Raw genomic sequence first — 23,445 nt, forward strand, 5'->3', positions numbered from 1 at the left:
TTTAACATGAACATTTTACTTGCGATGATTCCTGCCTTTTTTTGGGGGACGACTTACGCTGTTACTCAGTTTACTCTACCGGACTGGCCTCCCGTTTTACTTGGCGCTCTAAGGGCACTGCCTGCGGGTCTTTTGTTGCTGGCAATAAAGCCCTCGTTTCCAAAAAGAAGTGAGTGGAAGGTGCTGCTTGTTTTAGGAACCATCAACATCGCTTGCTTCTTTGGTCTCATTTTTGTCATGGCGTTGACGCTTCCTTCTGCCATCTCTGGTGTTGGTATGGTTTCGGTCCCCGTTTTTGCAATGCTGTTTGGTTGGGCGGTCTACAAACGTCAGCCTAGTGGCATTCAAGCAATAAGCGGCGCAACTTTGATTGCTTTAGCTTGGTTCTTATTTGATCCTAGCTCTATTTCTCTCGAACCCGTGGGCTTACTTGCGATGATCTCCGCCATTATGTGCATCGTGATAGGAAGTAGCGTAACAAAGTCACTAGGTACAAAAATGCACTGGTGGACAGTGCTAACATGGCAGCTCATTTTGGGTGGCGTGATTATGTCTATCGCAACAAGTGTGCTGGCGATAAACAATCCAGAGCCATATGTTACGGTCGTTCAGGACGTATCCATGACGAATATTCTAGGGTTACTGTGGGTAATTATTCTGAACACCGCATTAGGGTATGGCATGTATGTATGGTTATTGCAGCGGATGTCGGTCGTAGATTTTACCTTTGGTGGTATTGCAAACCCAGTCGCAGGCATTGTTTCGGGCCTACTGCTATTGGGGGAAACGTTCACTCCTCTGCAATACAGCTTAATGCTAGGAATGATCGTAATGTCATTACTACCTCAGCTCATTACGTCGATCAAAGCGAAAAGAGCCGCACTCTCCTCCTAAGTAACGTTAATTCCTAACACTCTAGAAGTAATGAGAGTGTTAGGAATCCTCAAGTGTGACCCCATCAGCAGAAATCAGCGCTAACCTAGGCAACTGACACCTTTAAAACGGTACGTTTTGACGTTATGGCTGTTAAGCGCTTGCAAGGTTAGTCAGGGGCTCTGGTTTAGCGTAAACATAACCTTGAATAAGGTAAATCGCATGCTGAGCCAGGTATTCGACTTGAGCCTGGCTCTCTACACCTTCTGCAATCATCTCACATTCCGCTTTGTTCGCTGCAGACACAATTGAGTCCAGCACTTTCAACTTTTGGTCGTCAGATCCTATTGGATCAATGAACATCTTATCCACTTTTACACACCGGATGCCCAAATCTTGTAGGTAAGAAAAGCCACCATATCCGGTACCAAAATCGTCAATTTTGAACTTGTAGCCTTTATTCGTTAAATACAAAATCTCTTTTTTCGCGGCCTCAGTGTCTTTTACTGGTATTCTCTCGGTCAATTCAAAATGAATTCTATTCGAGATTGGCCAATTTAACTCCGACAGCAACTTCGTTAATACACCTGACTCTAAATGGGAGGAAACAATATTGATACTGACCCACGTATGCTCGGGTAAGTCACTTAAGTCTTGTATGATTTTACGAATAAGCTGATTCGTCATCGGAATAATCAGGCCACTTTCTTCTGCAGCACCAATAAACATATTTGGTGGCACCATTCCATCACGTCGCGACCATCGAATCAGAGCTTCATATCCTACTGTCTTACCATCGCGACTATCGACAATCGCCTGGTAGTAAGGAATAAATTCTGCATTACTAATCCCATTTTCAATTAGACCTGTAATGGATTTTCTCAAGCTTTTACCAGATATGTATGCAAAGGCAGTCACAAGACCTGCAAGCACACTTACAAGACCGCCCCACAAAAGTACTCTTTCCTGAGCATAATTTTTAAGTTTTTCACCGCTGTATATCTTGATGAGCATGTTGGCTTGAGACTCTCCTGAAAAGAAAAACTCTTTTGAGAGTGCGTTTTCTTCTCCTGCAATATTCGCTTTGCCACGGCTTATCGTTAAATCACCAAATATTGGTTCATCATACTTAAACTCTACAAATAGGCAGTCTTTGCAAGGCGTTTTTATTACCTCGTTAACCCAACTGTTATCAAGTACCCAGAAGACTTCAACGTGTTCATTATCATAAATGACCATCCACTCTATTTGGTCATTCTGTTGCGGCAAAATAAGTGATGCGAAAAAGTTTTCATCCATCTGAAATCGTTCACTACTAGATGGGCGAGACACTTCACTACCAACCGTGGAACACGTTTTTCCGCCTTCTGTGGTCATCGCAATAAAACGAATGTAACGGTTATAAAAACGTGGGTCGCGTAAAGTTCTTACATCACTATCACTACAAGTAAAATCTAACTGAGCAATCTGCTTCACTATTGCTCCGTCCAAATAGGCAGACCTTTGATTTAAATAATCTACGTAAGCATCTATTTTCGACGCTTTTACCGAGTTGACGTAAAAGTTGGTTATCGAATGAAAGGCCACTACAAATATGGCGATGGGAACTAAGCCGAGTAAAATGGCATACTTTGTATTCTTTGTTATCAAAGTTCGTCCTGCTAATCTGTCAAGCAACCTAAGTGGGATATGAATACTATCTCATTTTTATAGTCCAAAAAGTGAGGAATGACGCTCAATAAAATTATAGACTCAAGTGGCTTTCAGATGTCGGGATTTAGAATGTGAGCACCAAACCACATTCGAGGAGAACAAAGTAGCGACTAAGTGAAAAGTAAGAACGAGCCCAACTGTTAAGTCATCCGTAATAAAAGTGACAACTTGGATCTTGAGCAATACTTTTTAGATAGGCAGCAGATACGCTAAAAAACAAAAAGGAAACGATTGATGCCAACCGCTTCCTTTATTTGTTATTGCTATTTAAAAGTGCGTGAATTACGCCACTTCAAGAATCACTTTTTCCAACTTATCTAGGCCTTCATTTAGCACGTCAGATTCGATGGTCAGTGGAGGTAACAGACGAATCACGTTCGCTTTTACCCCACAAGAAAGCAGGATAAGACCATTTTCTTGCGCTTTAGAAATCACCGATTTGGTCATCTCTTGTAGCGGCTTACCTGATTCTGGGTCAGTAAATTCAATCGCCATCATCGCACCCGTAGTACGGATTTCACCAATAGCAGGCACAGATTGTTGCAGTTTGGTCATACGTGCATTGACCACTTCACCGATGCCCATCGCTTTAGCACACAAATCTTCTTCTTCGATGATTTTCAGCACTTCAAGACCAGCAACACAACCGAGTGGCGAGCCTGCATAAGTACCACCTAAACCACCAGGCAGTGCGGAGTCCATTACATCCGCTTTACCAACAACAGCTGAGATTGGGAAACCACCAGCAATGCCTTTCGCCATTGTCATTAGATCGGGTTCAATGCCTAGGTACTCCGTCGCAAACATTTTACCGGTACGGGCAAAACCCGTTTGGATCTCATCCGCAATCAGCATGATACCGTGCTTGTCACACAGTTGACGCAAGCCTTGTGCAAACGCTTCAGGTGCTTTGTAGAAGCCGCCCTCACCTTGTACTGGCTCGAAGATGATCGCCGCAACACGTGATGGTTCAATATCACAAGCAAATAGATCGTCGATCGCTTGTAAACTTTGCTCAACGCTGATGCCGTGAAACGCATTTGGGTACGGCGCGTGGTAGATTTCGTTCGGGAAAGGACCAAAGCCCGCTTTGTACGGCGCAACTTTACCAGTTAACCCCATAGTCATGTTTGTGCGACCATGAAAGCCGCCTTTAAACGCTATCACGCCGCTACGGCCTGTATGAGCGCGTGCCACTTTTACGGCATTTTCGACCGCCTCGGCGCCAGTGGTTAGAAAGATCGCTTTCTTCTTAGTCTCACCTGGTGCAAGTTCTGTCAGCTTTTCAGCGAGCTCAACGAATGACGCGTACGGCGTGACCATCGCACACGTATGCGAGAAGTTATCCAACTGAGCTTTTACCGCTTCACTGATACGTTTGTGAGAATGCCCGGTATTGGTCACCGCGATGCCCGCTGCAAAGTCGATGTATTTGTTGCCTTCGATATCCCATACGTAAGCGTTTTCTGCTTTCTCGACGTAAAGTGGGTACAGTGCGCCCATGCCTTGAGCAATTACTTGGCTTCTTCTTTCATGTAGTTGTTGGTTTGTCATTGTTTTGTCCTTAATTAGTTGCCGCCAAAGCAGAGATATTTCACGTCCATGTATTCATCGATACCTTGTTTTGCGCCTTCGCGTCCGATGCCGGACTGCTTAACACCACCGAAAGGAGCGACTTCAGTAGAAATCATGCCTTCGTTAATGCCAACCATGCCGTATTCGAGCGCTTCTGCGATTTTCCAAACACGGTGAATGTTTTGGCTGTAGAAGTACGACGCGAGACCGTAGATGGTGTCGTTCGCCATTTCGACTAGCTGTTCGTCGCTGTCAAAACGAATCACTGGCGCGACAGGGCCAAAGATTTCCTCGGAAACAATCTTCATGTCGTGAGTAACGTCTTTGAGAACCACTGGCTGCATAAATAGACCATCGAGCTTTTTAAGCTCTGAAACCGGCTTCGCGCCTTGCTCGATAGCACCATCAATAAGCGTCTGAATGCCTTGCTTCGCTGACTCGCTGATCACTGGACCAATGTTGACCCCCTCTTCCAATCCGTTACCAACTTTGAGCTGCTGAACCGCAGCGTCAAACTTAGCAACGAATTCGTCATACACTTTGCTGTGTACATAGAAACGGTTCGCACAAACACACGTTTGGCCTGCGTTACGGAACTTCGACGCCATCGCACCCGCCACGGCTGCATCAATGTCGGCATCATCGAATACGATAAACGGCGCGTTGCCACCGAGCTCCATTGAGGTACGTTTAATGTCCGCCGCGCTTTGCTGCATCAACACACTACCAACGTGGGTAGAGCCAGTGAAAGACAACTTACGAATCAACGGATGCGAAGTGAAGATAGCGCCTACCTGACGTGAATTTTCACCCAGAACCACTTGCAGCACATCGCGAGGGATACCAGCTTGGTAAGCAAGTTCTGCCACCGCAAATGCAGACAACGGCGTGGATTCAGATGGTTTTACGACAAAACTACAGCCTGCTGCTAAAGCTGGGCCTGCTTTGCGCGTGATCATCGCAATTGGGAAGTTCCAAGGTGTAATCGCACAGGCAACACCAATTGGCTGTTTGATGGTCACCAAACGCTTGTCTGCACTCGGCGCAGGAATCGTCTCACCGTAGGTACGTTTCGCTTCTTCAGCAAACCATTCGATAAAACTCGCGCCGTAAAGCACTTCACCTTGAGCTTCCGCTAGCGGCTTACCTTGTTCTAACGTCATCAAACGGCCAAGGTCGGCTTTGTTTTCTAACAGGAGTTGGAACCAACGATTGAGCATACCAGCGCGCGTTTTTGCTGGCAGTGCCGCCCATTCTTTCTGCGCGACACTGGCACGTTCAATGCTATTTAAAATGTCATTCTCGGTTGAGACTGGTGCGTACCCGAGAAGCTCTCCGGTCGCTGGATTAGTCACTGCAATGCCCTGTTGTGGGTTCGCTACCATAAACGAAACAAGGCTTTGGTTTTGTATCTGTTGCATGGTCATTCCTTTTGACAACTCATCATCGCCGCTGAGCCAGCGGCGAGCTTGTGTTTAAGCGGGGATCTGCTGCGTAATGCAGTGAATGTTCCCTCCGCCGAGTAGAACCTCTCTCGACGGTATCGCGATGATTTGGTATTCCGGCATCGCGTTTTGCAAAATATCGATCGCAATGGCGTCGGTGTCTTCATCCAACATCGGTAAGAACACATGGCCGTTGACGATAAGAAAGTTCGCATAAGAGGCACTTAGGCGTTCGCCAGCTTGTCGGCTCATTCCTGAACTGGCGTCAATGCCATTGGCTTCGCGCTCGCTGTAATGCAACGGACCCGGTAATGGCAAACGGACAATTTCAATCTCGCGCCCTTTCGCATCGTGCTGAGATTTCAGTACTTGTTCCGCTTGACGAGACAACGCGTATTGCGGATCACTTGGGTCATCGGTCCAACTCAGTACCACCTTACCCGGTGCGATAACGTGCATCAGGTTGTCAACATGGCCGTCTGTTTCGTCATTGAATAAACCATTTGGCAACCAAATGACTTTTTCGATACCGAGATACGCCTTTAACTGCTCTTCGATTTGCGCTTTGTTCAATTGCGGATTTCGCCCCGGACTAAGTAAGCACTCTTCTGTGGTGTAAAGGGTGCCTTCACCATCGGTGTGAATCGCCCCTCCTTCAAGTACAAACGGTGCGCGGTAATAATCTATACCGATGATGTCGCACACCGAGCCAGCGACAAGATCGTCCTGCTGCCAGTTATCGTAAAGCCCGTTGTATTCGCCGCCCCACGCGTTAAATTGCCAACTAATCCCACGGCGCTCACCCACCTGATTCACGAGCACGGTCGGTCCAATATCGCGCATCCACGCATCGTTAAATGGGATTTCCACCAAACGTACGTCTGAGTGGAGCATTTGACGCGCTCGGTCAAAGTTGTGCGAGCATACCGCCACGCACACCTTGGTCACTTCCGCGATTAAGTTCGCGATTCTGGCAAAGGTTTCTTGCGCGGGTAATGCGTCATCACGCCAGTTGTCTTTCCTTTCTGGCCACGCTAGCCAAACTTCACTAACCGGCTGAAACTCAGCCGGAAAATAGAAGCCATCTTGCGCTGGTGTTGTCGATAACTTCATTTTAACGCCTCTTTAAACAGCTAGTTTGCCAACACTGGTGTAAAGGTCTGGACGACGGTCGCGGAACAAGCCCCATGCGTGACGCGCTTTCGCTGTCGCAGCGAGATCGATTTCTGCGTAAATAATGGTTTCACCTTCACGTGGTGCTTCGGCAATTTTTGCACCAGTGTGGTCAGTGATAAAAGAAGAGCCGTAGAACGTGGTCTCGATACCATCATCGACTTCAATACCCACTCGGTTTGACACAATCACTGGAACGAGGTTTGCTGCCGAGTGACCTTGCATTGTACGTTGCCAGTGATCACGCGAGTCCAGTGTTGGATCTTGAGGCTCAGAACCGATTGCAGTTGGGTAAAAAATCGCTTCCGCGCCGTGCAGAGCCAAGCTGCGCGCGAGTTCTGGAAACCATTGGTCCCAGCAAATGCCAGCACCGAACTTACCGAACTTGGTTTGCCACACTTTGAAACCGGTATCGCCAGGGCTAAAGTAGTACTTTTCACTGTAGCCCGGACCGTCAGGAATGTGTGACTTGCGGTAGTTATCTAGTACCGTGCCATCGGCATCTATCATCACTAGCGAGTTAAAAAACGTGTTGCCCGCTTTTTCAAAGTAGCTAACAGGAATAACCACGCCGAGTTCTTTCGCCAGTGCGCTCATTTCCTGAATAAGGTGGCTATTTGCCGTCTCTTCTGCGAGCTCGAAATACTTCGCTTCTTGTTTTTTGCAGAAATAAGGCGCGGCGAACAGCTCTTGAGGAAGAATCACGTTCGCACCGTTTTGTGCTGCTTCACGAATCGCCTTTTTGGCTTTGGCTAAGTTATCTTCCAGATCCCAGCTTTTCGTCAGTTGAAGAGCTGCAAATTTCACTACTTTGCTCATTGGATATTCCTTATCTCTTAAATCGCCAGTTTGTCACGTAGGTTGTAGTAAGCCGCGCCCATTGCCGTAAACGGAATTTGGAAGTGGCGGCCCCCCGGGAAGGAGTAATGTTTCAGAGCCGCAAACGCGTCAAAGCGTTCTGCGTGTCCAGTCAAGGTTTCAGCCAGCAACTTGCCTGCGAGGTGAGTACACGTTACGCCGTGACCGCTGTAGCCTTGTAGGTAGTAAATGTTGTCTGCAAACGAGCCAAATTGCGGCATGCGTGAGTAAGTCAGCAAGAAGTTACCTGTCCAGGTGTAATCAATCTTGATGCCTTTCAATTGTGGGAAGACTTTTTCCATCTTCGGACGAATCAATGCTTCAATGTTTTCTGGGTCACGTGCGCCGTAAACTACGCCACCTCCGAACAACAAACGCTTGTCGGCGGTTAAGCGGAAGTAGTCAAGCAAGTAGTTACAGTCTTCAACGCAGTAGTCACTGGTCAGCACTTGTTTTAGCTGCTCATCACTCAAAGGCTGAGTCGCCACCACTTGTGTGCCGCACGGGATCGCTTTGTTGCTGATGTTTGGTGCCAAACCACCAAGGTAGGCGTTACCTGCCAGTACCACGTACTTGCTCTTCACGCTGCCTTGCGCTGTTTTCACTACTGGGTTAATCCCTTTATCAATCGACACCACCGCCGACTGCTCAAAGATTTGACCACCTAGAGAAATGAACGCAGCGGCTTCACCTAATGCCAGTTTAAGCGGGTGAATATGACCACCGCGCATATCCAGCAAACCGCCAGTGTACACTTTCGCACCTACCGCTTGTTCTACCTCTCCTGCGTCAAGCAGAGTCATTTGGTCGTTTCCGTAACGCTCCCAGTTCCTCTTATGTTCTTCTAGCCCTTTGAGTTGTTTACTGTTCAGTGCCGTGAACAAACCACCTTGCTTGTAATCGCAGTTGATGTCGTATTTGTCAATCAGGCCACGGATGATATCGCCGCCTTCAAAAATCATATCGCACAGAGCTTTAGCTTGGTTTTGGTCGTAACGGCTTTCAATCACGTCAACATCTCGGCTGTAGCTGTTAACGATTTGGCCACCGTTACGACCAGTTGCTCCAAAGCCCACTTTTGCGCTCTCTAACACAACGACTTTAAAACCTTTTTCTGCAAGGTGCAGCGCAGAAGAAAGACCAGAGAATCCCGCACCAACTACACACACATCGCACTCGATGTTGTCTTGCAGTTGTGGGTATTCCGGCATGTTTGGCACAGAGTGCGCGTAGAACGAATCCGTATGCTTGTTCATAGAACTATTCCTTTATTTATCGTAATCGTCAGCAGGCTTAAGGATGGAGGCGAATCCAAGTGGTTTTGGTTTCGGTGAATTTTTCAATCGCGTGGAGAGACTTGTCTCGACCATTTCCGCTCATTTTGAATCCGCCAAATGGGACCGTCATGTCACCTTCGTTGTAGTTGTTGACCCAAACCGAGCCGGCTTGCAGTCGTTTTGCTACGCGATGAACACGGTTGATATTGCTACTCCAAAGTGCAGCACCTAAGCCGTACTTCGAATCGTTAGCGATCTCAATTGCTTGCGCTTCGTCTTTGAATGGAATGACACACAGCACCGGACCAAAAATTTCCTCTTGGGCGACACGCATCTTGTTGTCGACGTTGTCTAAAATGGTTGGGGAAACAAATGCGCCCTGCCCATCGACATCGCCGCCACAACGTACGTTTGCACCTTCTGATTCACCTAACGAGATGTATTCCAACACTTTTGATTTATGATCTTGGTCGATAAGCGCACCCATGGATGAACTTGGGTCCATTGGGTCTTTTGGCGTGAACGCTTTCGACGCTTGAATAACTTTTTCTATGAACTGATCTTTGATGCTTTCGTGAACAAGCAAGCGGGTTGCCGCGACGCACACCTCACCTTGGTTGTAGAAACACCCTGCAGCGGTTTCTGCTGCTGCGCGGTCTAAATCATCACAATCTTCAAACACGATGTTCGCGTTCTTGCCGCCCGCTTCTGCAAACACGCGCTTTAGGTTGCTCTCACCCGAGCTGACCATCAGTTGACCTGCAATGCGCGTTGAGCCAGTGAAGGCGATGCAGTCTACATCTTGGTGTTTCGCCAGCGCGTCGCCAGCTTCATGACCAAAACCCGTCACAACTTGGAAAACGCCTGTTGGCAAGCCCGCTTGAGATGCAAGCTGGCCTAAGAATATCGCGGTCAGTGATGACTTCTCTGAAGGTTTTAAGATCACGCTGTTACCAGCGGCTAAAGCAGGACCAAGCTTCCAGCACGCAAGCCAAAGGGGGAAGTTCCACGGCACAACCGCAGCGACCACGCCAATTGGCTGATGGGAAATAAAGGCATGTACGTCTTTTTCCGTTGGGGCAACTTCTCCGTACACTTTGTCGATAGCTTCTGCATACCAGCGTAATGCACTCGCCGCACCAGGAATATCGGTAGAGAAGCTGTGAGAGATAGGCTTACCGGTATCAAGCGTTTCTAGCAGAGCCAATTCTTCTTGGTGTTGATCAATCAAGTCAGCAAACTGTTTAAGCACTGCTTTGCGATGAGCTGGGCTGCTCTCGCTCCACTGACCGGATCGAAATGCTTGGCGAGCGTATGAAACCGCGAGATCAACATCTTCATTTTGGCAACGGGCGATTTCGGTGAATATCTCATCTGTTGCTGGGTTAACTACCGGGATGGTTTGCCCTGTTAAAGCGGCACTGTATTCACCGTTAATGTACGCCCTGTTTTCGATGTTTAGATTGTTTTTTAGTTCAATCCATTGCTCTTGGGTTTTCATACGCTCTCCTTGTGATCACACAAGGCAAGCCCCCACTAAAATGTGGTTGGCGTATGCGCACTTATCATTCGACAAGCCTTGTCTGTGTGATTAGTAAATCGATGGGGCTTCGTCGTATCAATAATGTACGACTCGCCCGCTGTTATGACATGAGATTGCCCTTTATATTCCAGAGTGATTTCACCCTCTAATACGGTGCCAATCTCTTCGCCTTCGTGTTTGATTTCTGCCGCACCAGTGGTTCCATAAGGTGCATATTCCTCGATCAAGAATCCGATGACTTGATCTTTGTCACCATTCGTTACCAGTTTCATGGACACCGTCTCGCTCCCGATTTCCACAAGATCTGACGGCTTGATGACTACTTTCACTTCATCGTTCGAAGGTTGTTCAAAAGTGAAAAACTCTGATAACGATAAAGAAAATACATTAACGATTTTTTGTAGTGAGCTGACCGACGGGCTCACTTTGCCATTTTCAATGGATGAGATTGCACTGTGGGTAATACCAGCGCGCTCGGCTAGTTCCCTTTGTGACAATCCATGTTTTTTTCGTAACTGAACAATATTTTTACCAATCTCTTGATTGTCCATTCATACAGCTCCAAACGTTTAACGAGAGGTAGCCATCATAAATTCATTGAACAAAATTTGAGAGAAATGATTGGTTTTTGCTTCCCATTCTGGGTGCCACTGCACGCCAACGAAAAATTTTTGATTAGGAAGACTAAATGCTTCTACCAAGCCATCCGGGGCTTTAGCTTCTACTTGTAATAGAGGAGCAAGCTGATCGACGCCTTGGTTGTGTAGTGTGTTCACTTCAAAGAAGGAGGTGTTTTCCCAATGATTTTGCACCAGCCATTGTTCAAATAAGCTCTGTTTTTGAACTAGCACAGCGTGTGCTGGCGCGTATTTTTGTTCGAAATCTTCAACAGGCGCTTCACGATGGTCATTGAAGCCGGAGTCATGAACGGCTGGGTTTAACGAGCCACCGAGTGCGACATTCATCTCTTGAAAGCCGCGGCAAATACCAAGGCACGGAATGTTTTGGTCAACCGCATGACGAATTAACGTGAATGAGAGCTCATCACGAGCTTCATCTTTGTAGCTCTCTTCGTGCGTTGCATTGTATCGATGTGGCGCAACGTTAGAGTGGCTGCCAGGAAAAAGAAAACCATCACATATGTCTAGGATGGTGGTTACGTCATCGCCCGACATGTCGGGAGCCAACATAATCGGTAGTCCTCCAAAATCCTTTATGGCGCGAAGGTAAAAGTCGTTGACCGCTTGTATCTGATAGCCACCCAACTCTTTAGCGCAGCTAACCACACCAATGATGGGTTTGTGTGTATCTGCCATGATATGTCCATGTTCAATTTATTTAACACAAACCCTACAAACCATGTACAAAATTATCAACACAGATGACCATTATTATCGTCACAACGTGATCTGACGCACTTTTTAGGCTTCAAAACTGAATATTTATGCTCATTATATTGAACAAAACAAAACCAACTGTTACAAAATAGTTAACAGAAAGACATAAAAACCAGCCGTTAAACATCAAAGACACAGTGTAAGTGCATGTTTAAATTAAAAATAACCTAAAAAACAAACAACTCGCTCAGAATACTGTAATTTATTTGTTAATTTGGTTATTTCTAATTTCTACTCGTCAGGCTATTTGGAGAAGAAAATGGAATCGTATCTACAGGAAGTAAAAAATTTTAAACAAAAATGGCCCGATATTGAATTTATCGATCTCATCTTTACCGATATAAATGCCACCCCAAGAGGAAAACGCATCCCGATAGATGCTCTAGAAAAACTGAATAAAGGTGTTGCCCTCCCCCTTTCGACCATCACCCTAGATACCAAAGGTAACGTCGTTGAAACAGCCGGGTTGGGAGAAGATCTCGGAGAACCAGATAATCTCTGCTATCCAATCAGCGGCACCTTAATGCCGACGGCAAAAGAACAAGTTGGTCAGCTACTGCTTAGTATGATGGATGAAACCGGGCAGCACCCTAACCCACTGTTCATCCGAAACATTCTCGCTTCTATATTGCAAACACTGCATGCTAAAGACCAATATCCTTGCGTCGCGCTCGAGCTGGAGTTCTATTTAATAGACAAAACCCGCGGCGAAAATGGCGAACCATTAACGGCAATTAACCCCACGAAAAAAACTCGAGAAAAAGATACCGAGGTTTACGACCTTGATGGACTAGATGACTACGCTGATTTCTTGGCCGACCTTAATCGAATTGCATTAGAACAAGGTTTAAACACTTCCGGAGCCCTATCTGAATCGGCACCAGGGCAGTTCGAAATCAACTTCAACCATTCTAAAGATGTACTTCGAGCATGTGATGAAATCATCATCGCAAAACGCTTGATTCGCCAGGTCGCTCATCAGCACGGATTTGACGCCACATTTATGGCGAAACCTTTTAGTGAGCAAGCGGGTAATGGCATGCACATTCATCTCAGCTTGGTTGATACAGATGGTAACAACCACTTTAGCCAATCAGACGGTCAAGCGAGCGCCTTCTTCTATCAAACCATGGCAGCGATGCTGTCACAAACATCCGATGCCATGGCCCTAATCTGTCCTAACGTTAACTCTTACCGTCGCTTTGTTCCTGGCGCTTACGTCCCAACCAAAGCCGATTGGGGAGAAAACCACCGCGGTGTTGCGTTGCGTGTGCCTATCAGCGATAGCAAAAATCGCCGTATAGAGCATCGTATAGCAGGCGCTGACGTTAACCCATACATTCTCGCTGCAGTAGTACTTTCCGCAGTATTAGCGAGTGAAAGCTACACCAAAGATCAATGTCCACCGACTCTCAGTGATGATGCAATTGAGTTACCTCTGCGTATGTCAGAAGCTCTAGAGCGACTGGAGCACAGTGAGCTAGCTCAATACATCTCAAGAGACTTTATCGATTTGTATCTAGCTTGCAAACAGAGTGAACTCGCAGAATTTGAGCGAGCGATTACTCCATTGGAAATCGACTGGATGTTGCACTCGGCATAAACAAAGGAAATGAACTTTATGACTACGCAGACCAAGGCGCTGGATGCGCCTCTTAAAATCAACTCTCAACACATTATTGTTTCTTTAATCTCGGTTGCGACGTTTGTCTTTTTTACCACAATCGGTTTGAACCATGAGGAAGGCGAAGCCTACGGATGGATGAGTCTTTTACCAACGGCGTTGGTATTGGTCTTTGCGCTGACAACACACCGAACTGTGGAAGCCCTCTTTAGCGGCGCTATTGCCGGTGTTCTTCTGCTTAACCCAACTGAAGCGGTGGAACAGATTGTTGATATTTCCATGAGTGTAATGATGGATGAAACTATCGCCTGGATCATCCTCGTTTGTGGTTTGATGGGCGGCCTAATTGCTATTTTGGAGAAAGGCGGCAGTATCTTAAGCTTCTCCGACATGCTGGTCACGAAAGTAAAAAGCCGTAAGCAATCGATGCTGATGACCTTTGCGTTAGGTATTCTGATCTTTATCGACGATTATTTGAATGCGATTGCAATTTCTTCCTCAATGAAAAAAGTTACGGACGGCTACCAAATCTCGCGTGAAAAGCTCTCATATCTTGTGGATTCAACCGCCGCACCTATCTGTATCCTCGTACCAATTTCCACTTGGGCAATTTTCTTCAGTTCGTTGCTAGAAGCAAACGGAGTAGCAGAAGCGGGAGATGGTATCAAAGCATACATTGAAGCTATTCCATACATGGCTTACGGCTGGGTAACGCTGGTGATTGTTTTGCTGGTTGCAATGGAAAAGATCCCAGATCTAGGTGCGATGAAAAAGGCAGAAAAGCGTGCGAAGAATGGTCAAGTTCGTCCAGACGGTGCAACAGATGTCGACTTTGGTCCCGATGTATCTGCACATACCAACCCAACCATGGGCCTTGTCAACTTCTTGTTACCAATGATCGTACTTGTTGCCGCAAGTTGGTATTTTGGTATCGATCTACTTGCTGGTGTTTTCGTCGCGTTAATCTTTACTATTAGCTTTTACGGCGCACAAAAACTGATCTCGATGAACGACATGTTCGAAGCTGTTTATGATGGCATTAAGGTTATGCTACTGCCGCTTGCGACCGTTATTGGTGGTTTCATGTTGAAATCGGTCAACGACTCATTGGGCGTCACGCAGTATGTCATTGAGACCGTCAGCCCTTACCTGTCAGCGTCTTACTTCCCTGCGATTATCTTTATGATTACGGGCGCGTTGGTATTTGCAACGGCATCGTCTTGGGGAACGTTTGCAGTAGCGATGCCAATTGTTCTACCTTTGGGCGAACAGCTTGGTGTGCCTCTACACTTAACCGTTGCCGCGCTGCTTTCAGCATCAGCGGCAGGGAGCCACTCTTGTTTCTTTAGTGACTCAACCGTGTTATCTGCACAAGGTTCAGGCTGTACAGCAATGCAACACGCAACCACACAGTTTCCTTATGCGTTGATTGGTATTGTTGCAACCGCGATTTTCTTCTTCATCATCGGTTAGCCCCTTTATCTAATTGCAAAACCCTGCTCAAAAATAGCGGGGTTTTGTTCTATCAAGTCAAATGATCCTCTTAAAACTACTTTACGCCCGTTCAGTATAAAAATACTCAAAGATATACAGCTGCACTCAATAAGGGTTTGGTAAACCTAATATTTTTGGTTTACGCTTAGCGAAGCGTTTATTGTGCAGCAAGGCAGCTTTTGAGTAACTTAAATGCCGCCTTAATACAGTGTTAACGGTTGGAGAGACATGAAAAAGTTAGCCCATGAGATATGGATATTTGATGGAGATCCCGTCCAATTTTTAGGACTCCCATACACCACTCGTATGACTATTGTTAGGCTTTCTGATGGTGGCCTTTGGATTCATAGTCCAATTAAGTTATCAAATTCGATTAGAGAGCAAGTCAACAATCTAGGCCAAGTGAAATACTTAATCGCTCCTAATCATTTACACCACTTGTTCTTATCTGAATGGGTATTTGCCTATCCTAGCGCAGAAGTTTATGGCACAGATGAAGTCATTAAGAAGTGCCGTGATATACACTTTCACGCTTCACTTAACCAAGGCGGTAATGCTTGGAACTCTGAGATTGAACAAGAACTATTTTCTGGCTCTCCATTAATGGAAGAGTGTGTGTTTTATCATCGACTTTCAAAGACCTTAATTGTTACTGACCTCGTCGAGAATTTTTCTGGCCAGGACTTTAACTACTGGCAGCGGTTTGTGGCTAAAGGGGCCGGTATTCTTGCTCCGAATGGAAAAATGCCTTTGGATTGGCGCCTAAGTTTTATGTTTAGCAAACAAGAGGCTCGAAAACACTTAAATAAATTGCTGTCTTGGAAACCTAATATATTGGTTATGGCTCACGGTGAAATCGTCCTTGATAATGCAGACGAGTTCTTACAGCGCTCTTTTAAGTGGCTAGTATGAGACAACATTGAAAACTCACTCAACAGAATAGACAAGAAGCTATTTTAAAACATTGGGCCCTTTTAGCTTAGTCTTAGGGACGAATTTACAGCACTACACGTTATGTTTAACGATAAGCTCCCCTATTCCTCTTAATTGAGCATTATGCAGCAATTTAAAATTCCGTTAGAATTGCACTTCAAAAACTTCAATGCGAAGAATTCTGGACATTGATACGGACATAAGTTCAAGAGTTAACATAACGCAATAGCAATCTCTTACTAATTATTTTGCATCGAGACATTGGCATACTCCCGAAACAAACCCTTCTACTCTAAAGGTTTTGTTAATAACAGTTGCCATGCTTGTTAGTTATTCTCGTTGAACTCAGTATCTTGAAGTTGTTTGAATATATAAATTTAAAAAAAAAGAGACATAAGATGCACAAAAAACTCATCATTCTAAGCTTGCCTATTCTATTAGCTGCATGTGCGGCACCAAAGTATACGGTAGAAACAATCTCGAAAGAAAATCAGAGCAAGGAAATCACCATCGTAAAAGACAACGCCACGCGAGATGTTTTCTTAGATTCGATGCAAGACTGGTGTTTGGATACCGCCCATAAATGCACAGTCGTAAGCGACGGCACGCCTCCCGTTAGCTCTGAGCTAACACTTACTTACGTATCACGCTGGAGCTGGGATTTTAGAACATTTATCGCTGATGCTCAGATCAAAGCCTACAAAAATAACGAAAAAGTAGGACAAGTTGAATTTAAAGCACCAAACAGCGCGAATCCAGATAAATGGGGTAAAGACAACAAACGAATCATTTCGATGATGGATTTGTTATTCGGTAAACAAACCGTGAGTGAGGCTCAATCCAAGATTAAGCTGGGCGAAATGTAATGAGCCGAACAATTGCCCATTTAACAAGCATCATATATTTGTAGAGAAAGATAGGAATGTTTAAGTGACTGAAGTCAAAACCATTGGGCTTTTCTTTATAACCGCCATTGCAGAAATATTAGGCTGCTACTTACCTTATCTCTGGTTAAAGGAAGATAAGTCAGTTTGGCTTTTGGTACCAGCAGCGCTATGCCTTGCTATGTTTGCTTGGCTTCTATCTTTACATCCTACCGCAACTGGCAGAGTTTATGCTGCTTACGGAGGTGTCTATATTTTTGTCGCAATTCTATGGTTGTGGTGTATCGACGGCGTTCGACCAACGCTCTGGGACATAGTGGGGGTTTCTGTCGCTATGCTTGGCATGTCAATCATCATGTTTTCACCCAGAGCATCCTAAACGTAACCGAGGGAAACCCTTACGCTTAGTATTTTGGCTATGTGCTAGATTTATTGATTAATAACATTATGACGTAATTGCTACATAGCCAAAGTACGCTTGGGCTTCACCCCAAAACGGCGCTATTTATGGGAGATACTAATGAACCATGCAGTGAAGGCAAGATTTGATGAGTATCCAAAACATGTGCGTATTCGGATAGAAGAGCTACGAAATATCGTCTTAACTATCGCTTCTGAATTAAAACTGGGGGAAGTTGAAGAATCTCTAAAATGGGGAGAGCCAAGCTACAGTGTGAAAACAGGTAGCCCGGTAAGGATGGATTGGAAACAGAAAACGCCTAGTCGTTATTATCTGTTCTTTAATTGCCAAACTAAGCTCGTCGACACATTCCGCGAACTGTATAGTGACTCACTTGAGTTTCAGGGTAATCGAGCAATAATTCTATCTTTATCAGCACCTTTGCCAGAAGCTTCAATCAAGACCTGTTTAGAATTAGCATTAACCTATCAAAAGCGAAAGAACTTACTTCTTTTAGGTATGTAAAATCGCTTAATAAAACTATTTACGGCCGATTAACCATATTCAACTACTCTACCTTTGTATCCTTTTTAATGCTTCCGCAGTAAAGTTTTAGATTAAGTGGTCACGTTAATAGCGCCGTAACCAAACTAGTAATATCGAAATAAAGAAGAGTTTATGAAATCAAAAATCTTGTTCTTACTTATGCTTGGAGCTCATTTCAATGCTTTTTCAGCGACGAACTATCAAGTCAATGTGGTAGTAACAGAGCCTCAATCAACATTCATTTTTCCGACTTTTGAAATATCCTCTAAAGGAAAAAGCAAAACCAGTTTTGTCGACGGCTGCACGTACTTAGGAACCCTTTCAGAACCGAGCAAAAATAGCATACAGCTTGAAGCTACCATGTCATGCAACCGAGATGACGCTACGTCAAGGATGGAAATGCCGGTATTTGTACTCAACTCCGAGGGTCAAAGCGCGAGTTATGATCTTGTAGAAAACGGGATCGTGATGTGGAAATATTCTGTAGAAGTTAAGCCGTCACTTAAAAAGTGATATATCAGAAATACTAAAGTAACAATCAGCACTATTAACCGCCGTTTAAGTGTAATAGGTATATTCTTTACGACTTAATGACGTTACTTGTTGCCGCAAGTCTCCAACTCATGTACAAAACAGCCCTAATTTTAATAGGAGCTAAGTGGCATGAATTTAATTGTACGTCAGGTAACTTTAGGTGATGCTGAAGGCATTACAAACGTCCTCAATCCCATCATTATTGAAGGTTTATACACTGTATTAGATACGCCTTTCACACCTGAAGAAGAAAAAGAGTTCATTACTCATTTCCCAGAACGGGGCGTGTTTACAGTCGCTTTATCCGAAAATAGCTCACAAGTCATTGGTTTCCAAAATATCGAGCCCTTTGCACAATATACAAAAGCTTTTGACCATGTTGGCATAATTGGTACGTTTGTTAGTGACGGTGCTCGTGGCCAAGGTGTGTCTAAACAGCTTTTCAAATCGACATTCGAAGTAGCCAAACAAAAGGGTTACGAAAAACTATTTGCGTACGTTCGCAGCGGTAATGAGCGAGCGTTATCAGCCTATCTCAAACAAGGCTTCGAAATCGTAGGGACCGCGAAGAAGCATGCAAAAGTTCGTGGGAAATACGTAGACGAAGTCCTCATTGAGAAGTTTTTGTAGGTGTTAAGTCGCTAAACACTAAGCACGCATATAAGAACATTTGAACCAAGACTCAATTTCCGTCGTAGAAATCTCTTTTCTAAAATAGGTTATTTGAAATGAAACTGACCTCTGAAACTGAGTCAAGAATAATAGAAATGGCATGGGAAGACCGCACCCCATTTGAGGCTATCGAATTCCAATTTGGTTTGAATGAATCCGACGTGATTCAGTTTATGCGTAGCCGGCTCAAATCAAGTAGCTTTAAATTGTGGCGTAAAAGGGTTTCGGGGCGCAATATAAAACACAACAAGCTACGAAACTCAGACATCATTAGAGGTTATTGCCCAACTCAATATAAGCCGCGATAGCGAACTGCACTTGGCATAAATTTTTATTACGAATCGCAACATTTATCGCCCTACCTTTGAATCAACTCCATGATTGGAGGGGAATAGTCACCACTTAATTCAACCTAGGTGTTTCAGGGCGATAATAAATTCAATGGGAGTCATCTTAACGTCCTCAGTCGCCATCAAACTAATGATTCCACAGAAAAGATTGATACAAAACGCCCACTAAAAGTAACTCAGATTAAGGCGTCATTTAATCCGTGTATCAATCTCTTTTACCTTCTGTTTAGGCACTAGAATCACTAACCTTCTATTTTATCTTTGAAGGCACAGATAAAAAGCTGCATGATTAAAAAGGAAAAATAGCGGATAACGGTTTAACAAGCACTCGGAGCTTGGAGGCAATTTTGAACAAATTACTTATGATGTTTGCGTTGGTTTCTTTACCTTGCTTGGCTTCTGATGATGTTGAAGATCCCTGCAAAGTAAAAGGCGGGGGCGTTATGGCTGGTTATCAGTGTGTAGAAAAGAAGATGGAATCTGCAGATAAAGAGCTTAACGAAAGTTACAAGGAAGCAATCGCTAGAATAGGTGAGGAAGAAAAAGCACTAAGGAAAACATGGTCTCAGACCGAACTGGTAGAGCCATTTCGAAAGGCCCAAAGAGCTTGGCTAAAATACAGAGACGCCGAATGTGAATTTACGGGCCTGTCTTCCACACCCTCACCCTGGCAAGGTGTCCAGATTGAAGAGTGTAAGTTAAGAATGACGTTAGAACGCGTCGAGTACTTCAATGGAGTATACGTAGGCTAAACGGATTACATCTAACAAAGCACTTCAATAAGATTCGCAACTCTTGGCAATTTCAGTTTAAATGTACTCGGTGTTTAAGATGCAAACGTTCAGGTTGAGTGGTCGCTCCGCTTACTACTTAACCCTGCGTTGTGCGTAAAGCTAATATGGGTGTGAAATAATTATGGAAAAAGACGATTTAGTTGGGCTAGTAGTTAAGTATTTCGAGAAAATAGATGCCGGTGATCCTAGCTATCTGGATCTATTCTCAGAGGATGTTGATTTTTTCTTTCCTAAATTTGGGCAAGCGAAAGGAAAGAGTGCCTTAGTGGAGTTTGGCAATAGGATTGGTAGCTCGTTGATTAGTATCTGGCACGACATAGACGGCTTTCAAATAACGACTGCTGGAAACAAGGTCATTGTTGAAGGACAGGAAGGCGGCGTAATGAGTGATGGTACCTCTTGGCCGGACAACAAAGTTTCCACAGGGCGTTTTTGTAGTGTATTTGAGTTTGAAGGAAAAATGATAAGTCGTATGTTTGTGTACGTAGACCCTGACTTCCCGAGTCGAGATTTTGAGAGAATTTCCGTGCTGTCAGGCGAGAGCAACGTGCGACAAACTGTTCAAGCCTGAATACTACCGCTACCGCATAGCATCTTTGTTATGCGGTAGTATTCGTAGTTAAGGTGTGTTGAGGGCTTTGATATCGCTTTACTCACACCTTATCAGTGCGTTAGCTATATTCCCTTACTGATAGAAATGCTACTTTCTTCAATCGTCCTGTATTATGATAATGAAAAAGATTGCACTAATTTTAAAATTAAAATGAACCAAAAATTTTTTCTAAAACTACTCCCTGTCCCTTTTCTTCTAACCGGTTGCCAGTCTACGCAAAGCCAGCTTCAGCCTATACCTGAAAACGTATTATCAAACCTATCGACTCAATGGGCAGTGGTAGAGGCCTGTTTTCACTCCGATGCTTATAGCTTAGAGCAATCCGTAAACTATCGAGAGGCCATTAACTATTCTTTTTCTACTTGGCTAGTCGATCAGTCCGATATCGATCAGTCTGTAAATGAAGCTCGTGTAGCGTTATCAGAATATCAGTCTCAGAATGATGGTTTAGGAACAACATGTAAGGATTGGCACCTACCCTTAGAATCTGGGTTGCGAGAAGTTAACAATCACAAGAATCAAGTGGCGATAAACCAGCAGCGAGCACATGAAATACATAAAGCAAACGCTTCTAAACCTGTGACGTATTCAACACCAGCATCTACTTCGACTAGTAATGTTGTTCACTGTTACAAATTGGAAGACGTTAGCTTGAATAAGAACATTCAAACCTTTAATGGAATGATATGCCCTATAGGCTGGCTTAAATATTATGGCTATTAATGTATTTGATTAATACAGCACTTAAGAATGAACTCTAAGTTTAATTTTTAGTTCAAGATTGGGGTTCTTGTTTACAATGTTATGTTTCCAGTTGGATTACCGTATTCGAATAGATTGACGAAGTTAATCAATATATGTGTATTGATGCTTACTTTTTATCGAGTTATCTTTGTTCGATAGCCATTAAAACGAGTAAGGAAACAAAGTGACTGTGTTAACAAAAGGCATACACCACGTAGGTTTAACCGTATCTAACCTAGAAGCAAGCGCGAAGTTTTTCACTGAACAATTAGGTTGGAGTGAAGTAAAAAGAAATCCAGACTACCCGGCAATATTTGTGAGTGATGGGCATATCATGCTTACACTATGGGCGGCTAAGGCTGATGCCGCCACTCCATTTGACAGAAAAACGAATATTGGTTTGCATCACTTAGCTTTACTCGTAGAGACTGAGAAGCAACTCGATGAGTTGCGTGATCAATTTATGGCGTCGGGAATCGAAATTGAGTTTGGTCCCGAGCTTGTTAAAACAGGACCCGCAAAACATTTAATGTGTTACGACCCAAGTGGTATTAGGGTTGAGTTTTTCTGGGCAGGCTCATAAAACAAACATAACAAAGTTTTATAATAGGGATTTGGTACACATGGCATTGTTAGTTTGCACCGCCTTTGGTATTTAAGGTGCTTAGCAGAAGCTTGTGTATCGAATGCCCCTCCCCTCCTACTACACATTTTGCGACTTACGAGTAAGTCCAAAAGGATAAATGTTATGTATAAAATCGGCGTTGTTTTATTTGATGATTTCACGGATGTCGATTTCTTTCTTATGTATGACTTGCTGGGGCGCACAACCGACAGTTGGACAGTAAGTATACTTGGAACTAAATCTGAACATCATTCCCACCTCGGTATGAAAGTTAAAACAGACGGACACCTTTCTGAGGTGACGAATCAAGATGTCGTTCTTATTACAAGCGGCAAACGGGGTATTCCAGCCGCTTTAAAAGATGCTGAATTTATGTCAGCGTTGAATCTTGATCCAAATAGGCAGCTAATAGGTTCGATTTGTGCGGGATCATTCATCCTCCATGAACTCGGTTTACTAAAAGGCAAGCGATTAACAACAAACCCAGATGCAAAGGATGTTCTACAAAGTATGGGAGGAGATGTTCAGGATCTGCCTCTCGTGATAGACGGTAATGTAGCGACGGCCGGTGGCTGCCTTTCACTGATGTATCTAATTGGTTGGTTAACAGAGCGGCTATTTGACTCAAACAAACGAAAAGCTATACAAAATCAATTGATACCTGCTGGGCAATTAGAGCTGTTTGAAGAGCTTATTGCCACAACTATTCAATCAGCAGAGTTAGCAAGCTCGGATAACAAGGCGTTAAATAATCATTCATAACATGTGGTGTTTTACAATACGTTAGTTTTAGTGTTTAGGGTAAGTCACACATCAGTCTTGTGCGACTTACCCTTGAACATAACGCCACTTGGGGAAATTAACTTACAGGGAGTAAATCAATTGGTAAAAATGTACGGTTCTGAAGAGACAAGAGCGTTTTGCTGTAATTGTAAAGAAGTAACGCTACATCGGTACGAAAGCTTCTCTAAAGCGCAGGAAAAGACCGAGAAAAAAGCTAAAGGTTTCTTCTCAGGTCTATTTGCAGCAATAATTAGCTCATTAATGGAAGGCGAAGCGACTGGTGACTACAAATGTACAATATGCGGCACCAATCTTCACACGCCAGATAATTTAGATTAATAGTCAGTGTCTCTAATGCCACGGCTAGTGGCACGCAACATGATTTATAGACGGCTCTAGTGGGTTTGAAGTGTATGCACCTTATGCATTGCATTTAGGGTTTTGAGGTTGTGTTGCGGATCAGGTAGTGCGCTTTTATCTTTAACAAGGGGCTAACGCAGAGCAAAAACAAGGGACAAGAAAAGAAGTAGTTTTACTTGAGTATCAATGAATTACAGACACAAAAAAGCCCACCAAAAGGTGGGCTTTTTTAAAA

General features: G+C 44.3%; 25 protein-coding genes. 16 read left to right on the top strand and 9 right to left on the bottom strand.

Going from position 1 to position 23,445, the window contains the following annotated elements:
- Positions 1-6: 6 nt before the first annotated feature.
- Positions 7-894 (top strand): DMT family transporter, encoded by an 888-nt coding sequence (locus tag R7Q48_RS15225; RefSeq protein ID WP_042522534.1) that lies wholly within the window; start codon positions 7-9, stop codon positions 892-894.
- Between the two features lie 132 nt (positions 895-1,026).
- Here R7Q48_RS15225 and R7Q48_RS15230 read toward each other — a convergent pair whose 3' ends face one another.
- From R7Q48_RS15230 to R7Q48_RS15270, 9 genes are all read right to left on the bottom strand, one after another.
- Positions 1,027-2,523, bottom strand: a complete 1,497-nt coding sequence (locus R7Q48_RS15230) for an EAL domain-containing protein (RefSeq protein ID WP_225495599.1) — start codon at positions 2,521-2,523, stop codon at positions 1,027-1,029.
- Between the two features lie 345 nt (positions 2,524-2,868).
- Positions 2,869-4,140, bottom strand: a complete 1,272-nt coding sequence (gabT, locus tag R7Q48_RS15235; protein WP_206957281.1) for a 4-aminobutyrate--2-oxoglutarate transaminase — start codon at positions 4,138-4,140, stop codon at positions 2,869-2,871.
- A 14-nt stretch (positions 4,141-4,154) separates the two neighbouring features.
- Entirely contained in the window at positions 4,155-5,582 is a 1,428-nt protein-coding gene (locus R7Q48_RS15240; protein ID WP_318132358.1) for an NAD-dependent succinate-semialdehyde dehydrogenase, read from the bottom strand.
- A gap of 54 nt (positions 5,583-5,636) precedes the next feature.
- The gene (gene aguA / locus R7Q48_RS15245; RefSeq protein ID WP_097371810.1) at positions 5,637-6,719 is read right to left on the bottom strand and encodes an agmatine deiminase; all 1,083 of its coding nucleotides are present in this window, start codon (positions 6,717-6,719) and stop codon (positions 5,637-5,639) included.
- 12 nt (positions 6,720-6,731) lie between these two features.
- Complete coding sequence (gene aguB, locus R7Q48_RS15250; RefSeq protein ID WP_318132359.1) at positions 6,732-7,598, bottom strand: N-carbamoylputrescine amidase; 867 nt, start codon at positions 7,596-7,598, stop codon at positions 6,732-6,734.
- Positions 7,599-7,615: 17 nt separating this feature from the next.
- Complete coding sequence (locus R7Q48_RS15255) at positions 7,616-8,893, bottom strand: FAD-binding oxidoreductase (RefSeq protein ID WP_318132360.1); 1,278 nt, start codon at positions 8,891-8,893, stop codon at positions 7,616-7,618.
- A 37-nt stretch (positions 8,894-8,930) separates the two neighbouring features.
- Complete coding sequence (locus tag R7Q48_RS15260; RefSeq protein WP_318132361.1) at positions 8,931-10,415, bottom strand: aldehyde dehydrogenase; 1,485 nt, start codon at positions 10,413-10,415, stop codon at positions 8,931-8,933.
- Between the two features lie 35 nt (positions 10,416-10,450).
- Complete coding sequence (puuR, locus tag R7Q48_RS15265; RefSeq protein ID WP_005377813.1) at positions 10,451-11,008, bottom strand: HTH-type transcriptional regulator PuuR; 558 nt, start codon at positions 11,006-11,008, stop codon at positions 10,451-10,453.
- Positions 11,009-11,026: 18 nt separating this feature from the next.
- Complete coding sequence (locus tag R7Q48_RS15270) at positions 11,027-11,773, bottom strand: gamma-glutamyl-gamma-aminobutyrate hydrolase family protein (protein ID WP_206957287.1); 747 nt, start codon at positions 11,771-11,773, stop codon at positions 11,027-11,029.
- A 340-nt stretch (positions 11,774-12,113) separates the two neighbouring features.
- Here R7Q48_RS15270 and R7Q48_RS15275 point away from each other — a divergent pair, with 340 nt between their 5' ends.
- The 15 genes from R7Q48_RS15275 to R7Q48_RS15345 all read left to right on the top strand — a co-directional run bounded on the left by R7Q48_RS15275 (position 12,114) and on the right by R7Q48_RS15345 (position 23,189).
- Positions 12,114-13,457 carry a glutamine synthetase family protein gene (locus tag R7Q48_RS15275; RefSeq protein ID WP_053350396.1) on the top strand — a complete coding sequence of 448 codons (1,344 nt, stop codon included), beginning with the start codon at positions 12,114-12,116 and terminating at the stop codon, positions 13,455-13,457.
- An 18-nt stretch (positions 13,458-13,475) separates the two neighbouring features.
- A complete protein-coding gene (locus tag R7Q48_RS15280) occupies positions 13,476-14,951 on the top strand; it encodes a Na+/H+ antiporter NhaC family protein (RefSeq protein ID WP_005377816.1) in 1,476 nt (491 codons plus the stop codon).
- Positions 14,952-15,200: 249 nt separating this feature from the next.
- Positions 15,201-15,884 carry a DUF4336 domain-containing protein gene (locus tag R7Q48_RS15285; protein WP_318132362.1) on the top strand — a complete coding sequence of 228 codons (684 nt, stop codon included), beginning with the start codon at positions 15,201-15,203 and terminating at the stop codon, positions 15,882-15,884.
- 419 nt (positions 15,885-16,303) lie between these two features.
- Positions 16,304-16,771: an Sbal_3080 family lipoprotein gene (locus tag R7Q48_RS15290; RefSeq protein ID WP_005385757.1), complete on the top strand. Its 468-nt coding sequence runs from the start codon at positions 16,304-16,306 to the stop codon at positions 16,769-16,771.
- 64 nt (positions 16,772-16,835) lie between these two features.
- Positions 16,836-17,168, top strand: coding sequence for a YnfA family protein (locus tag R7Q48_RS15295; RefSeq protein WP_005377819.1), 333 nt, complete (start codon positions 16,836-16,838; stop codon positions 17,166-17,168).
- Between the two features lie 141 nt (positions 17,169-17,309).
- Entirely contained in the window at positions 17,310-17,714 is a 405-nt protein-coding gene (locus R7Q48_RS15300; RefSeq protein ID WP_318132363.1) for a DUF1801 domain-containing protein, read from the top strand.
- A gap of 153 nt (positions 17,715-17,867) precedes the next feature.
- The gene (locus tag R7Q48_RS15305) at positions 17,868-18,248 is read left to right on the top strand and encodes a hypothetical protein (protein WP_318132364.1); all 381 of its coding nucleotides are present in this window, start codon (positions 17,868-17,870) and stop codon (positions 18,246-18,248) included.
- A gap of 150 nt (positions 18,249-18,398) precedes the next feature.
- Positions 18,399-18,899, top strand: a complete 501-nt coding sequence (locus R7Q48_RS15310) for a GNAT family N-acetyltransferase (RefSeq protein ID WP_318132365.1) — start codon at positions 18,399-18,401, stop codon at positions 18,897-18,899.
- A gap of 98 nt (positions 18,900-18,997) precedes the next feature.
- Positions 18,998-19,249: a TIGR03643 family protein gene (locus tag R7Q48_RS15315; RefSeq protein ID WP_318132366.1), complete on the top strand. Its 252-nt coding sequence runs from the start codon at positions 18,998-19,000 to the stop codon at positions 19,247-19,249.
- Positions 19,250-19,653: 404 nt separating this feature from the next.
- Positions 19,654-20,043 (top strand): lysozyme inhibitor LprI family protein, encoded by a 390-nt coding sequence (locus R7Q48_RS15320; protein WP_065274430.1) that lies wholly within the window; start codon positions 19,654-19,656, stop codon positions 20,041-20,043.
- A 163-nt stretch (positions 20,044-20,206) separates the two neighbouring features.
- A complete protein-coding gene (locus R7Q48_RS15325; RefSeq protein ID WP_005377826.1) occupies positions 20,207-20,656 on the top strand; it encodes a nuclear transport factor 2 family protein in 450 nt (149 codons plus the stop codon).
- 126 nt (positions 20,657-20,782) lie between these two features.
- On the top strand, positions 20,783-21,421 hold the full coding sequence (locus tag R7Q48_RS15330) for a hypothetical protein (protein ID WP_054865570.1): 639 nt from the start codon (positions 20,783-20,785) through the stop codon (positions 21,419-21,421).
- A gap of 205 nt (positions 21,422-21,626) precedes the next feature.
- Positions 21,627-22,025 carry a VOC family protein gene (locus tag R7Q48_RS15335; protein WP_017820909.1) on the top strand — a complete coding sequence of 133 codons (399 nt, stop codon included), beginning with the start codon at positions 21,627-21,629 and terminating at the stop codon, positions 22,023-22,025.
- 165 nt (positions 22,026-22,190) lie between these two features.
- Positions 22,191-22,829, top strand: coding sequence for a DJ-1/PfpI family protein (locus tag R7Q48_RS15340; protein WP_054729556.1), 639 nt, complete (start codon positions 22,191-22,193; stop codon positions 22,827-22,829).
- A gap of 129 nt (positions 22,830-22,958) precedes the next feature.
- On the top strand, positions 22,959-23,189 hold the full coding sequence (locus R7Q48_RS15345) for a hypothetical protein (protein WP_017820907.1): 231 nt from the start codon (positions 22,959-22,961) through the stop codon (positions 23,187-23,189).
- Positions 23,190-23,445 lie beyond the last annotated feature (256 nt).

It is taken from the genome of Vibrio sp. 378 (assembly GCF_033339435.1).